The sequence below is a fragment of the Gemmatimonadota bacterium genome, from assembly GCA_040882465.1.
In the GTDB taxonomy this organism is placed as follows: Bacteria; Gemmatimonadota; Gemmatimonadetes; order Longimicrobiales; family Gaopeijiaceae; genus JBBEBG01.
The window spans coordinates 62818-76979 of sequence record JBBEBG010000040.1; the positions used below are offsets into that span (position 1 = coordinate 62818).

Here is a 14162-nt window from a genome sequence, read left to right on the forward strand (position 1 = left end):
GGGGGGGTGCATGCGGGGGGGGGCCCCCCCCGCCCCAGCTGTTCGGAGATGGTCAATATGCTGGCACCTGTCTCGGAGTCGAACCTACAACCTCCTGGTTAACAGCGCCGCGGGATTCGGCCGATTTTCACGAAAGTCGAGTCGCCGCGCCAACATGATCCCCGGATCTCGTGGACGGTTTTCGGATCATCCACGGGGTTCGGGGATCTCAACATGCACACAAACGTGCATACGGATAGGAGCGCCACCCTTCGCACCGCGTTCGATCATCGAGGCTGTCGTGCCGTGTCAGGCGGCCTGAGAGAAACGTGCTGTCGCGGAAGTGTGGATCTCTCAGCCATCTTCACGGTGCAGTTGAACCGCGGCTCCGAAATCTGTCACACCCCCTCGATCTGGCACCCTGGGTTCGTCTCCACCACCAGGGTCCCGACTCGCCCAGTGTCGCGTATCGCCAATGACGCCTTTCCCTCCCGTGCGTCCGAAGGGTGTTGCCGTTACACTGCGCAATGCCCTTCTATCCTGAGAACCCGACCGCCACAAGGTGGAGACGATGGTGAAGATTCGGCCGACCCGAGCCCTCCTGTTCCTTGGTGCCGCTGGGCTTGCCGGATGTGATCAGACGATCGAGACGCCGGAGGAGATCGTGGAGGCGTCAATTGAACGGTACGGCGGGGATGTCTTCGAGAACGTCACGATCTCATGGGACTTTCGCGGCGTTCCCTTCCAGATCATTCGCGACGGGGGCGTCTACAGACACCAGCGCACCGTCGCGGATTCGCTTGGTACCACGGTCCGAGAGGTCATGGATAATGAGGGGACCTGGGTCGAGGATGCGGGAGAACGGCGGGCTGCCGGGGAGGAGCGAAGCGGAGACATCGCGATGGCGGTGAACTCGACAGTCTACCTCGGATTTCTTCCCTTTCGGCTGGATGATCCTTCCGTCCGCTTGGCCGACCTCGGCTCGGCCACGGTCGAAGGTCGACCGTATCGGAAGGTCGAGGTGACGTTCGGCGAGGATGGTGGCGGAAGCGGGTGGGAGAACCGGTTTGTCTATTGGTTCCGCGAGGGTGACTGGACCCTCGATTACCTCGCGTATGCCGAACCCCTCGATCCCCCTGTCACGCGGTTTCGACGCGCCGTCAACCGCCGGGGAGTCGGCGGGATCCTCGTCCAGGACTACGAGAACTACACGGCGGACCCTGAGATCGAGGACATCGCCAACTATGACGAGTTTCTCGAGCGAGGTGAGCTCCGACTCATCTCCATGGTGGAATTCGATTCGGTCAAAGTGGAGACGGGCCCCTAGGAAGTCTGGATTGATCGAAGCATGCTGAGCGCTCAGCCTCAGGCCGGAGGGCCTTTAGCTGGCTGACGGGCGTGCAGACGGACGTCCTCTCAACTGACCCAATCACCCTCCGCGAGTTACGAGCGCCCGGCTCATCCTTTATTCCGTTGTCCTGTTCGCCCTCTCCGGCCTGATGGAGATCGGAGGTGGCTGTCTCGTCCTGACGCACCCGAGCCTCACGGTCTCTCCCACACGCAAGAGCCCGGCCGAACGTGCCTGACGAACATGCACACTCGACCGAGCTCACAAACTACTTGAGGTCCGCAAGTTCCTCACTCACACCACTTACAGCGACTGGGGCGGTAGGGCTCGAACCTACAACCTCCTGGTTAACAGCCAGGCGCTCTGCCAGTTGAGCTACACCCCAAAGGTGCGGCAAAAGATAACCGGGCGACCCCCTCGATCAAGGTTGCGCGCCGTGTTTCGAAGAGGACCCGACTCGATCGGTCCCCCTTGGTGTTCCCGCCGTGCTTCGGCAGATTGGTAATTCGCTCGAAATCTTCCATTCGATCACAAGGAAACTTTGTGATGGCGCGGGACAATCGGATTCCGGTGGCCGTCCTCGGCGCCACCGGAAGCGTGGGCCAACGCTTCATTCAACTCCTCGCTCGGCATCCCTGGTTTCGCGTCGTCGCCGTCACGGCGTCGGAGCGCTCCGAGGGGAAGCCGTACGGGGAAGCCGCGCGTTGGGTCCAGGACGATCCGCTCCCGCCCGAGATCGGGTCGCTCATGGTCCTTCCCACGGAGCCCGGCCCGGACGTCCGGATCGCCTTCTCCGCACTGGACTCGTCGGTGGCGGGCCCGGCGGAGACGGCCTTCGCCCAGGCCGGCGTCATGGTGGTCTCCAACTCGAAGAACCACCGGATGGACCGGGACGTCCCGCTCCTCGTCCCCGAGGTGAACCCAGATCACCTCGCGCTTCTGAAGGAGCAAAGCTTCCCCGAAGGGGGCGGGATCGTCACGAACCCGAACTGCTCCACGATCGGCCTCGTGATTCCGCTTCGCGCCCTCCACGACGCGTTCGGAGTGGACCGGGTGAACGTCGTCACCCTTCAGGCGCTTTCCGGCGCGGGGCTTCCTGGGGTCGCTTCGATGGAAATCCTCGACAACGTCGTCCCCTTCATCTCGGGGGAAGAGGAGAAGCTCGAGACGGAGACGATGAAAATCCTGGGAACGCTGAACGGGGCGGGAATTCGCGATGCCGAAATCAGGGTGAGCGCGCAGTGCACGCGCGTCCCCGTGCTGGACGGCCACCTCGAGATGGTCTCGGTCGGGCTTGAGCGGGACGCATCTCCGGAGGAGGTCGGGGAGGTGCTCGCCGCCTTCCGGGGCGCGCCGCAGGAGCTCGGGCTCCCTTCCGCGCCGGCACGGCCGATTCACGTCCTGGCCGGGAGGGACCACCCGCAGCCGCGCCTCCATCGCGACCTGGAGGGGGGGATGGCGGTTTCCGTGGGGCGGATCCGGCCTTGTCCCCTGCTCAGCATCCGGATGGCGGTCCTCTCGCACAACACGATTCGTGGTGCGGCGGGCGGCGCCCTCCTCTGCGCGGAGCTCGCGGCGGCCCAGGGGAAGTTCCCCGGAATCCGCGTTCCTTCCTGACCTTCCACTCGCACGGGGGATCCCATGAGCGAGACATTCGGGAGAGCCGCCCTTCCCATCGCCGTTCTCGGCGCGGGAAACCTCGGCGCCGCGATCGCGAGAGGGATCGTGCGATCCGGGTACCGGCCGGCCGCCGAGGTTCTCCTCACACGGCGCCAACCCGAGCAGATCGCGGATCTGGCTGCGGCAGGACACCCGGTCGGGGACGACAACGCTTCCGCGGTCCGGCGCGCCGGAATCATCATCCTCGCGGTCCAGCCCAAACACGTCGGCCCCGTTCTGCGGGACCTGGCCGTCGTCCTGGATCCGAGCCAGCACATCATCGTCTCTACCGCGACCGGGGTTTCGCTCGAGACGCTCCGGAGGGAGGTCGGTCCCGAGATTCCCGTCGTGCGAGCGATGCCGAACCTCGGGATCCAGACGCTGAACTCGATGACCTGCTTGGTAGCGGACCGCACCTCGATGGGCGCGCTCCCCGAGGTCGAGGCGCTATTCGGGCACCTGGGGAAGACGATCCGCATCGAGGAGAGCAAAATGGCGGCGGCCACGGCGCTCTGCGCGTCCGGGATCGCCTTTTTTCTCCGCGCGATCCGCGCGGCGGGACAGGGAGGAGTCGAGATCGGATTCCACGCGGACGAGGCGATGCGGATGGCGGCGCAGACGGCGAAGGGTGCGGCGGAGCTCCTCATCCAGAACGAGACCCATCCCGAGACCGAGATCGACCAGGTGACGACGCCCAACGGCTGCACGATCGTCGGGTTGAACGAGCTCGAGAACCGCGGCTTCAGCTCGGCCATCGTTCGAGCCCTCGTCGTCTCGACTCAGCGAGCTGCCTCGCTCGATCCAACCTCGCAGGGGGGCTCTCCCCGGTCGTGATGCAGCGGTTCTTCACCGTAAGGGAAGCGGAAACACTTCTTCCGCGGCTCGAGGCGACCTTCGCACAGATCCGTCTGCTCCGGGAAGAGATTGACACGCGGATGGATCAGATCCAGATCCTCGACGCGCTCTGGGGGAAGGTCGTGCAGGAGCCGGCGAATCCGGACCGCGAAGAGTTCCTTGCCCATCGCGCCGGGGTGAAGCGTGCGATCGGGGAGATCGAACGGCGGGTCGAACGGGAGATTCTCGGGCTCGGCGTGCGTTTTCCCCAGGGCGGATTGGAGCGCGGGCTCGTGGACTTCCCGACCCGATATCGGGGGCGGACCGTGTATCTCTGTTGGCAGGCGGGCGAATCCGGAATCGTGGCGTGGCATGAGGTCGAGGACGGTTTCGCGGGGCGCCGCCCGCTCACGGCGGAGGAGGCCATCCACATGGGACGGGAGGGGGAGGACGGGTGACCCTTCGCCCCGGGCGGGCGGATTTCGCTTCGGTGATCCGTCTCGCCCTCCCGGTCGCCGGAGTCCAGGTCGGTCTCACGGCGATGGGCGTGGTGGACACGCTGATGGTCGGCCGCGTCTCCGCCGCGGACCTCGCCGCGGTCGCGCTCGGAAACCTCTACTTCTTCGTGGTCGGAATTTTTGGGCTGGGCATCCTCCTCGCCCTCGACCCGGTGATGGCCCAGGCGGTCGGCGCGGGGGATCGGGAGGCGGCGGCGCGGGGGATGCAACGTGGGCTCGCCCTCGCCCTCGTGCTCGGCGTGGTTACGGCGCTGGTCCTCATCCCCGGGGAGGCGGTCTTTCGGTTTGCGCGGCAACCGGCCGAGGTCATCCCGATCGCAGCCGGGTATGCCCGGGGATCCATCCTCGGAGCGGTGCCCTTCTTCCTCTTCATCGTTTTCCGACAATCGCTCCAGGCGATGGGACGCGTGAGCCCGATCTTCTGGACCGCAGTCTTCGGAAATGTCGCGAACGTGTTCCTGAACTGGGTCCTGATCTGGGGCCACCTCGGGGTGCCCCCTCTCGGCGCGGTGGGATCCGCGTGGGCCACCTCGCTCTCTCGCTGGGTGCTGGCAATCGGGCTCCTCGTGGTCGCTTGGCCCCTGCTCGCCCCTCTCCTGCGTCCCTGGCGCGCGGAAGTCGGAAGGATCGCCCCTCTCCTACGAATGCTCTCCATCGGCATTCCGATTGGGATGCAGTTCGTGCTCGAGTTCGGCGCCTTCGCGCTGACCGGCATTCTGATGGGGTGGCTCGGGACGGAGCCGATGGCCGGACATCAGATCGCGCTCAATCTGAGCGTCTTCACCTTCATGGTTCCGATGGGGATCGGGGCGGCCTCGGCCGTCCTGGTGGGGCAGGGGATCGGACGGGGCGACGCTCCGGGGGCGAGGCGGGCGGCGGGGGCGTCCCTTTCGCTCGCCCTCGCCTTCATGTCGGCCGCGGCGCTCGTCTTCCTTTTCTTTCCCGAGCCGCTCGGCCGTCTCTTCACCGGCGATCCCGGGGTGGTGGCGATCGTCGCGGTCCTTCTCCCGATCGCGGGAGTCTTCCAGATCTCCGACGGCCTCCAGGCAGTGGCGGCGGGAGTCCTCCGGGGCGCCGGCGATACACGCGTCCCCATGCTCGCCAACATTCTTGGGTTCTGGCTCGTGGGCTTGCCGGTCTCCGGGTTCCTGGGCTTTGGCCTGGGGTGGGGACCCGCCGGGCTCTGGTGGGGGCTCGCGGCCGGGCTGGCGGCCGTGGCCGCACTCCTTCTCCTCCGGGTCCGCGTCCGATTCCGGCGCGACCTCGAGCGGTTGGCTGTCGAAGGCTGATGGAGAACCAGGAATGATCCGGATCGCGGTTGGCCCGAAGGTGGGATCATGACGGAAGAGCGTTGGATCGAGACGCGGAGGGGCGGGCTCTTTTTCGTGAACGCCCTCCTCATCTTTCCGGAGGTGATGGTTCTCTTTCCCCTACTGACGCGCGTCATCGTCCGGGCGGGAGGCGGCCTCGCGCGGTTAGCACCGATCCTCGACACCTTCCCGACGATCGCTGAGTACCTCCTTCCGCGGATCGGCTGGATCCTCCTCCTTCCGATCGGGCTCGTAGCGTACAACCTGAGCCTGGAGCGGGCGCTCGTTCCCCGGCTCGCCCTCGCCCTCTTTCTTCTGGTCCACCTCGTCTTCCTCGGGTGGACCGTCGCCGTCTGGACCGGTCTTCTTCCTCCCGTGCTCCCCGGTGGACCCCCGCCCCTTGGGTCTCCCTGAGGGTCAGGGCGTTCCGAAATCACCGATGAAGGAGATCTCCGGGACGAGCTCGTGCCCGAGTTGTCGAAGGACCGTTTCGCGGGCGAGATCCACGAGCGCGCATACCTCGGCCGCCGTCGCGCCCCCGAGGTTCACGATGATGTTCGCGTGTTTGTGGAAGATGGCGGCCGCGCCAAAGACCCGCCCCTTGAGTCCACACTCGTCAATAAGGCGCCCGGCGCCGATTCCCTCGAGCTTTCGAAAGATGGATCCGACGCAGGGGTAGAGCCAAAGGTCGGGGTGCCGCTCGTCGCGCCAGGCCAGATTCTCCCGAACGACCCGACGCAACTCGTCGAGGGGGGAGGAATCGAGGCGGAAAGTCGCAGTGAGGACGATGTCGCGCCGCCGTTGGAGGATCGAGCGGTCGTACCCGAACTCGAAATAGTCGGCGCCGACCGTGCGCCGCTCCCCCTCCTCGCTCAGAATCTCCGCGGACTCGAGGACTTCCTCGATGAATACGGTGCGATCCCGTGCGGGCTCCGGGGAGAGGAAGTGGAGATTCTGCCAGAGCGCCCCCCCCACCGTGCTGGGGATTCCGACGAAGTGATGAAGGCCGCCCAGCTCTCGGCGTAGGGTGGCCTGGATGAGATCCGGGAAACACTCGACTCCGGCTCCGGCCCGGACCCTTCCGTCGTCGAGAAAGTGGATTCCCCCGACCTCGGAGCGGATGACGAGCCCGCGGAATCCCGCGTCCGCCACGAGGATGTTCGCCCCCCGGCCGAGGAGGAAGTGAGGGAGACCGAGCTCGCGAGCCGCGGCCACCGCCCGGACAAGCTCGTCCGCGGTCCGGGCCCGGACGAAGAGATCCGCCGGACCCCCGATGCGAAAGGTCGTGAACGGGGAGAGGAGGATCTCCCGCTCCAGGGGGAGGTTGCCCAGCCGCTCCTGGAGCGCTTCCACGGGGTGAGGGGTCGGCTTGGCCATGGCGGTCGAAACTACCGGGGACGGGCGACCGTCAACAACGGCCGCGGATCCCACCGAGAAGGGAGGTGTACAGCACCCATTCCCAAATATGCTCGTCTGCCGGCCGGCGCCCCGAAGGGCTCGGACCGCGCAAATGGGGTCCGAATCAAAGGCCGACCTTGGCCGACCTTTTCAGGAGGGGTTGTGATCGCTCGTCCTGCTGTTTTCACGGAGCGCGAGTTGGATGTCATGGCGGTCCTCTGGGACTCCGGCTCGGGAACGGTTGCGGAGGTCAAAGACGGGATCGAGGACGAGCTCGCTTACACGACTGTTCTCACCATCCTGCGAACCCTCGAAGACAAGGGATACGTCGGTCACAAAGAAGAAGGTCGCGCCCATCGGTACCATCCTCTGGTTTCGCGCGAAGAGGCCCAGGCGTCCCACCTCGAGCGCCTCCTGCGGAAGCTCTTCAACAATTCGCCGAGCCTGCTCCTCGACCGCCTCGTTTCGCACCCGGGAATTCCCGCGAAGCGCAGGACGGACCTGAAAAAGGCTCTCGGAACAAAGTCGAAGTAGCGTCTCTCTTCGAATCGCTCAGGCGTCCGCGCCGGGCGTCTTCGAGTCAGGCCCCGCGGGCGATCCTCGGCGGGTGAGCCACCAGGCGGCGACGGCCAGCGGGATGAGCGAAACGAGAACGAGGACGACCGGGTTGTCGAGCGGCCCCGGAGGGCGCGCGGTCAGCTCGAAACGGGTCTCTCCCTCCCCAGCCTCCCCGGAAATCGCGACCGAGATCTCCCACACGCCGGCGTGCGTCAGCACGAAGTGGTTGTGGTAATAACGGGGATCGTCGGACTGGTGGCGCATCGCCGAAACGGCGGGGATGGTAGCCGGAGGGTCCTCTGAGCGGGCCGAGATCCGGACTTCCACATCCTCCGCCACGACCCCCGTTCCCTCGCGCAGGACGAGCACCGATACATGCAACGTGTCCGGGCGCGCCGGCGTCGGGTCCGTGAAAACCGAGACCTGGTACCCTCCGATCGCGGCGTCCGCGATGCGAAGTGTCCCCCCGTTCCCGAGCGCCGAGCCGGCGGCGAAAAGGAGGCCTCCGAGAAGGAACACCGCCTGGAGAAGGGTCCGGGCTCGTTTCATCGCCTCGAAATTCGATCAGGAAGGGCTGGAATCCTTGACCAGGGAAGATAACCCCCATAGAATTAGGCTAGCCTAAAGTTCACATTAGCTTGCCCTAATTCAAAGGGAATTGGCGATTCCTTCGCCTTCCATGAGACTCGGTTTCCACTGCGCCTGGCGCCCTCCGGCTCCGCGTGTGCCCGCGCTCGGACGCGGGGTCGCGTCTCCGCTGGTCTTCGCGCTTCTCGCCCTTGCAGCGGGGTGCGCCTCGAACGACACCCCGGACGACGGCCGGCTGAAGGTCGTGACGACCATCGGGATGATCACCGATATCGTGGAGCGGATTGGCGGTGACCGCGTCGCCGTCCAGGGGCTCATGGGCCCGGGAGTGGACCCACACCTCTATAAGGCGAGCGCCGGCGATGTCCGACTCCTCTCCGAGGCCGAGCTCATCTTTTACAACGGGCTTCACCTCGAGGCGGCGATGTCGGAAGTCCTCGCCGAGATGAACGGGCGGATCCGGACACGGGCCGTCACCGACGGGATTCCACGCGACCAGCTTCTGACGCCTGCGGAGTTTCAGGGGCAATACGATCCCCACGTTTGGTTCGACGTGCGCCTCTGGATGTCCGCGGCGAGGACGGTCGAAGAGACGCTCCGCGAGGTGGATCCGGAAGGCGCTCCGCTCTTCGCGGAGAACCTCGCGGCGCTCCTCGACGAGCTGGAACTCTTGGACGGTTGGGTGCGGAGCCGGGTCCAGGAACTCCCCGTCGAACTGCGCATCCTCATCACCGCCCACGATGCCTTCAACTACTTCGGGCGCGCGTACGGCTTCACCGTCGAGGGACTCCAGGGGCTCTCCACCGTCTCCGAAGCGGGGACCGGGGACGTCCAGAGGCTGGTCCGATTGATCACGGAGCGGGGGATTCCGGCGATTTTTGTCGAATCTTCGATTCCCCGGCGGAATGTCGAAGCGGTCCAGGCCGCGGTGCGGGCGCGGGGAGGCGCTGTCGAGATCGGCGGCCTTCTTTTTTCGGACGCGATGGGGGACCCGGGAACGGACGAGGGGACTTACCCGGGGATGGTGCGGCATAACGTGAGCACGATCGTGGACGCGCTCCTGGGCGGCGGAGGGGGAGGCGGAAGCGAGTGACCGAGCCGGCAATCGAGGTCAACGACCTCACGGTTGCCTACAGGGAGAACCCCGTCCTCTGGGACGTGGATCTCTCTGTGCGCGCAGGCGCCCTCACGGCCATCGTCGGCCCGAACGGAGCGGGAAAGACGACGCTCATCAAGGCCGTTCTCGGGCTCGTGAAACCGGCGGCTGGGCGGGTGCGGGTTCTCGGAAAGAGGTATCGCGACGCGCGCGGGGAGGTGGCGTACGTGCCTCAGCGCGGAACGGTGGACTGGGACTTCCCGACTTCCGTGATTGATGTCGTCCTGATGGGGACGTACGGAAAGCTCGGTTGGGTCCGCCGCCCCGGTGAAAAGGAACGAGCCGCCGCCGGCGACGCGCTAGAGAAGGTGGGGATGGAGGCCTTCGCCGAGCGGCAGATCAGCCAGCTCTCCGGAGGGCAGCAGCAGCGCGTCTTTCTGGCGCGGGCCCTGGTCCAGGCGGCGAAAGTCTATCTCATGGACGAACCCTTCCAGGGTGTGGACGCGCGGACCGAGCGTGCGATCGTCGAGGTCCTTCACGAGCTACGGGCGCGGGGCGACACGGTCGTCGCGGTGCACCATGCCCTCCAGACCGTGCCCGAATACTTCGACGATGTCGCTCTCCTGAACGTCCGCAAGATCGCCTCGGGACCCGTCGCGGAGGTCTTCACCGAGGAGAACCTCCGCATGGCATACGGCGGGAGGATTCCCTTCCTTCAGGCGGTTGCGGGGCAGGCGGCCCCGCGAGACCCGGGCGCGCGGGCACCGGGGGCTCCGTGAGTCTTCGGGAGCTCTTCGAACTCCTTCTCTTCGACTACACGCTTCGGACGGTCGCGCTGGGCGCGGCGGCACTGGGTGCCGCGGCGGGCGCGCTCGGATGTTTCGCCCTCTTGCGCCGTCAGAGCCTCCTCGGTGACGCGATCGCGCACGCCGCCCTTCCCGGGATCGGAATCGCCTTCCTGCTCACCGGATCGCGCGCGGCCCCCGTCCTCATTCTCGGTGCGGCGATCGCGGGGTGGATCGGAACTCTGATCGTTCTCGGGATCGTGCGAAGCTCGCGCATTCCTCCCGATTCGGCGCTCGGAATCGTGCTCTCGGTCTTTTTTGGGCTCGGCCTGGTCATTCTGACCTTCGTGCAGCGCCTCCCGACGGCGGCGCAGGCCGGTCTCGACACCTTTCTCTTCGGTCAGGCCGCGACCCTTCTCGGCCGGGACGTCGCGATGATCGCCTCCGTCGGCGCCGTCGCGCTTCTCTTCGTCGTCCTCTTCTGGAAGGAGTTCAAGCTCCTCGCCTTCGACCCCGAGTTCGGGGCCTCGATCGGCCTGCCGGTGGTTCGGGTGGAGATTCTCCTCACGACCCTGCTCGTCGTGGCAATCGTGATCGGGCTTCAGACCGCCGGCGTGGTCCTGATGAGCGCTCTCGTGGTCGCCCCGGCCGCGGCCGCGCGGCAGTGGACCGACTCGCTCGGGATCATGGTCTTCCTCGCCGCTGGGCTCGGCGCCGCCGCCGGGGCCGGAGGCGCCATGCTGAGCGCCATGGGCGGCGGGATTCCGACCGGCCCGACGATCGTGCTGCTCGCGACCGTGGCGCTCGTGGTCTCCCTTCTCGTCGCCCCGGGGCGGGGGATCGTCTCCGGACTCCTGCGGAGCTTCCGCACCCGCCAGCGAGTCCGCGCGGACTCGGTCCTCGCGGACCTCTATGCCCTTGCCGCCCAACACGGGGAGGGTACGGAGCATGCGCACCCCGTTGCGGTGCTCCGGGCCATGCAGCCACGGGCCAACGGCGTGGAGGGAAGTCTGCGCGCGCTCGCCGAGATGGGGTGGGCGCGCGAGTCCCGACCCGGGGCCTGGACGCTCACGCGGAGCGGCGTCGAGCGCGCGCGCACCCTTTTTCTCCCGGAGCACGACGCGTGACCTCGGCCGATCTGGAGATCCAGCTGATCGCCGTGGTCGTGGCGGTCACCTGCGCCCTCCCCGGGACCTTCCTCGTATTGCGGAAGCTCGCCCTGATGAGCGACGCGATCTCGCACTCGATCCTTCTCGGGATCGTGCTCGCTTTTTTTGTCGTCGAAGAGATCACGTCGCCCTTCCTCATCGTTGCCGCAGCGGGGACCGGAGTCCTGACGGTCGCTCTGGTCGAGCTCCTCCTCCGGACCCGGCTCGTCAAAGAGGACGCGGCGATCGCTCTCGTATTCCCGGCACTTTTTTCAGTGGCCGTAATCCTGATCTCGCGGTATGCGGGAAGCGTGCACCTGGACCTGGATGCCGTCCTCCTGGGGGAAATCGCCTTCGCGCCCTTCCGGCGCCTGGTGGTGGGAGGGATGGACCTGGGGCCGGAGAGCCTCTGGCTCATGGGAGGGATTCTGGCGTTCAACCTCCTTGCCGTCGTCGTCTTCTACAAGGAGCTGAAACTCTCGACCTTCGATGCCGGCCTCGCGGCGGCCCTTGGATTTTCCCCGGTCCTCCTCCACTACGTGTTCATGGGGATGGTCTCGGTGACGGCGGTCGGCGCTTTCGATGCCGTCGGCTCGATTCTCGTCGTGGCCCTCATGATTGCGCCCCCCGCCGCGGCCTACCTCCTCACCGACAGGCTCCCCGTGCTCCTCGCCGGAAGCACGCTCATCGGCGCGGGATCCGCGATCTCGGGGTTCTGGATGGCGCGATGGCTCGACGCCTCGATCGCCGGCTCGATGGCCGTCATGGCGGGAATGGCGTTTCTCGCGGCCCTCCTCTTCGCACCGGAGAGGGGGCTGGTGGCGGGAACGCGGAGGAAGGCCGGACAGCGGATCGAATTCGCCGGCCTCATGCTCACGATCCACCTTCTCCACCACGAAGACGGGGCCGGGGCGCTGGAAGAGAACCGCGTTGCGCACCTCGGGGAGCACCTCCGATGGACTGCCGACTTCGCGCAGCGGGTGGTTCGACGTGCCGAACGGGAAGGATTCGTGACCCGGGATGCCGGGGATCTCCTGCGGTTGACCCCGCTCGGACGGGAGGTCGCCAGGCACCGGATGGTCACCTGAAGAATCGCAGCGGGACGCGCTGCCGGCCCTCACGTGAGCCGGCCCGGTCCCGCGAATTGACACCCCAGGGGGGCTCCACCAAGTTATAAGGCTCAGTCGGGCCCCTCACCTACCCCCGCACCGCTCCCAAGCCCATCACCGACGCCATGTTCCAGTCCCTTAGAGCGCGGATCGTCGTCATCCTGGCTGTGGTCGGGATCTGCGGCTGGTACCTCTACCAGAACTATGGCGAGCTCGGATCGGTCATGCGGTTGGGACTGGACCTCAAGGGGGGAATGCAGCTCGTTCTGGAAGTGGATGATCCGGACGGCGTCCTGACCGACGAGGCCCGCGCCGACGCGATTGATCGCGCCGAGGTCGTGATCCGGACCCGGGTGGACGAGCTCGGGGTGGCCGAGCCCCTCATTCAAAAGGTCGGAAACTACCGCCTGATCGTCGAGTTGGCGGGGATCAGCGACGAGGAGCGGGCGAAAGAGATCATCGGGACGACCGCCCTCCTGGAGTGGATGCTCGTCCGGCCGGTCGCCGACGTGTATCAGGCGCTCAGCCGCATTGACCGTGCGATCGTGCTCGCGCTCGGCGAAGACTCCATTCGCGCCCTCGGGCGGGCCGTCCAAGCCGCCACGGATGCGACGGGAGCGTCCCTCGAAGACCTCTTCCTGGGACGTGCGGACTCCGCGGCCGAACCTGGGGACATCGCGGCGGTCGCGGACACCACGGTTCCACCCGACTCCGTCGCGGCGGACACTGCCTCGGCGCAGGACACGACCGCCGCGGAGGCCGAAGGAGGGGCGCTCGTGCCCTTCTCCGGAGCGCTTCTCCAAGGGCTCGACGTCGGCGAATTCCTTGTCCCGACGGAGGATTTCGAGATCATCCAGGGATTTCTCGAGATCCCGGAAGTCGAGGCCGTCATCCCTCGCGACGTGACGCTCCGCTGGGGTTGGGAACCCTACGCGGTGGGTGGGCGCACCTACCGGCGCCTTTACGTCCTGGACAGGAATCCCTTCCTCACGGGGGAGGATCTGGAGGACGCGCAGGCGCAGCGGGCGGTGGATACGAACCAGGCGGTGGTGAACTTTCAGCTGTCCCGCGCGGGTGGACGCGACTTCGCCGATATCACCTCCACCAATATCGGGAACCGGATCGCCATCGTCCTCGACCGGGAGGTGGTGAGCGCCCCCGTGGTGCGCGCCCAGATCGGCTCGCAGGGCCGGATCGAGCTCGGTGCGGCTCCGATGGAGGAAGCGGCCGACCTGGCCCTCGTCCTTCGCGCCGGCGCCCTTCCCGCGCCCCTCCGGATCGAAGAGGAGCGGACAGTGGGGCCGTCGCTCGGGCAGGACTCCGTAGACCAGGGGCGGATTGCGGGGATCGTCGGGCTCCTCCTCGTCGTGGTGATCATGATCGTTTACTACAAGGTCGCCGGCGCCCTCGCCATCGCGGCGCTCGGCGTATACGTGGTGATCGTGATGGGAGGGCTGGCCGCACTGGACGCGGCGCTGACGCTTCCTGGAATCGCCGGCCTCGTCCTCTCGATCGGGATGGCCGTGGACGCGAACGTCCTGATCTTCGAGCGCATCCGGGAGGAGCTGGATGCCGGGAGGGCGGTGCGAACCGCGGTGGACGAAGGGTTCGGACATGCCCTCTCGGCCATTCTGGACTCCAACCTCACGACCCTCATCACGGCCCTCATCCTCTATCAGGTTGGAACCGGTCCGGTCCGCGGCTTCGCGGTCACCCTCTCGATCGGGATCATCGCTTCCTTCTTCACCGCCCTGTACGTGACGCGCACCTTCCTCCTCATTCATTTGAGGGGAAAGAGCGCCACGGACACGTTGAGCATCTGAGGGCTTTTC

Annotated in this window: 14 protein-coding genes and 1 tRNA gene; 12 read left to right on the forward strand and 3 right to left on the reverse strand. The window is 66.6% G+C overall.

Annotated elements, in window-relative coordinates; all coding sequences use genetic code 11:
• Positions 1-550 precede the first annotated feature (550 nt).
• Complete coding sequence (locus WEG36_15515) at positions 551-1306, forward strand: DUF6503 family protein (protein MEX1259003.1); 756 nt, start codon at positions 551-553, stop codon at positions 1304-1306.
• Positions 1307-1639: 333 nt separating this feature from the next.
• Here WEG36_15515 and WEG36_15520 read toward each other — a convergent pair.
• A tRNA-Asn gene (locus WEG36_15520) sits at positions 1640-1712 on the reverse strand.
• 161 nt (positions 1713-1873) lie between these two features.
• Here WEG36_15520 and asd point away from each other — a divergent pair.
• The 5 genes from asd to WEG36_15545 are packed head-to-tail and all read left to right on the forward strand — an operon-like array spanning position 1874 to position 6062.
• Entirely contained in the window at positions 1874-2944 is a 1071-nt protein-coding gene (asd, locus tag WEG36_15525) for an aspartate-semialdehyde dehydrogenase (protein MEX1259004.1), read from the forward strand.
• A 24-nt stretch (positions 2945-2968) separates the two neighbouring features.
• Entirely contained in the window at positions 2969-3820 is an 852-nt protein-coding gene (proC, locus tag WEG36_15530) for a pyrroline-5-carboxylate reductase (GenBank protein MEX1259005.1), read from the forward strand.
• The gene (locus WEG36_15535; protein ID MEX1259006.1) at positions 3820-4278 is read left to right on the forward strand and encodes a DUF2203 domain-containing protein; all 459 of its coding nucleotides are present in this window, start codon (positions 3820-3822) and stop codon (positions 4276-4278) included. Before proC ends, WEG36_15535 begins: the two co-directional genes overlap by 1 nt.
• Positions 4275-5627: an MATE family efflux transporter gene (locus WEG36_15540; protein MEX1259007.1), complete on the forward strand. Its 1353-nt coding sequence runs from the start codon at positions 4275-4277 to the stop codon at positions 5625-5627. Before WEG36_15535 ends, WEG36_15540 begins: the two co-directional genes overlap by 4 nt.
• Positions 5628-5675: 48 nt before the next feature.
• Complete coding sequence (locus tag WEG36_15545) at positions 5676-6062, forward strand: hypothetical protein (GenBank protein MEX1259008.1); 387 nt, start codon at positions 5676-5678, stop codon at positions 6060-6062.
• Between the two features lie 3 nt (positions 6063-6065).
• Here WEG36_15545 and murB read toward each other — a convergent pair whose 3' ends face one another.
• Entirely contained in the window at positions 6066-7025 is a 960-nt protein-coding gene (gene murB, locus WEG36_15550; protein MEX1259009.1) for a UDP-N-acetylmuramate dehydrogenase, read from the reverse strand.
• Positions 7026-7208: 183 nt separating this feature from the next.
• On the opposite strand from murB, the gene WEG36_15555 reads away from it, so the two are divergent.
• Positions 7209-7580 (forward strand): BlaI/MecI/CopY family transcriptional regulator, encoded by a 372-nt coding sequence (locus WEG36_15555; GenBank protein MEX1259010.1) that lies wholly within the window; start codon positions 7209-7211, stop codon positions 7578-7580.
• 18 nt (positions 7581-7598) lie between these two features.
• Here the strand turns inward: WEG36_15555 and WEG36_15560 are convergent, their stop codons facing one another.
• Entirely contained in the window at positions 7599-8153 is a 555-nt protein-coding gene (locus WEG36_15560) for a hypothetical protein (protein ID MEX1259011.1), read from the reverse strand.
• 130 nt (positions 8154-8283) lie between these two features.
• Here WEG36_15560 and WEG36_15565 point away from each other — a divergent pair, with 130 nt between their 5' ends.
• From WEG36_15565 to secD, 5 genes are all read left to right on the forward strand, one after another.
• Positions 8284-9285, forward strand: coding sequence for a zinc ABC transporter substrate-binding protein (locus tag WEG36_15565; GenBank protein MEX1259012.1), 1002 nt, complete (start codon positions 8284-8286; stop codon positions 9283-9285).
• On the forward strand, positions 9282-10067 hold the full coding sequence (locus WEG36_15570; GenBank protein ID MEX1259013.1) for a metal ABC transporter ATP-binding protein: 786 nt from the start codon (positions 9282-9284) through the stop codon (positions 10065-10067). Before WEG36_15565 ends, WEG36_15570 begins: the two co-directional genes overlap by 4 nt.
• Entirely contained in the window at positions 10064-11200 is a 1137-nt protein-coding gene (locus WEG36_15575; GenBank protein ID MEX1259014.1) for a metal ABC transporter permease, read from the forward strand. The genes WEG36_15570 and WEG36_15575 overlap by 4 nt, the downstream gene beginning before the upstream one ends.
• Positions 11197-12309, forward strand: a complete 1113-nt coding sequence (locus tag WEG36_15580; protein MEX1259015.1) for a metal ABC transporter permease — start codon at positions 11197-11199, stop codon at positions 12307-12309. Before WEG36_15575 ends, WEG36_15580 begins: the two co-directional genes overlap by 4 nt.
• 146 nt (positions 12310-12455) lie before the next feature.
• The gene (gene secD / locus WEG36_15585) at positions 12456-14153 is read left to right on the forward strand and encodes a protein translocase subunit SecD (GenBank protein ID MEX1259016.1); all 1698 of its coding nucleotides are present in this window, start codon (positions 12456-12458) and stop codon (positions 14151-14153) included.
• The last annotated feature ends 9 nt before the right edge of the window (positions 14154-14162 follow it).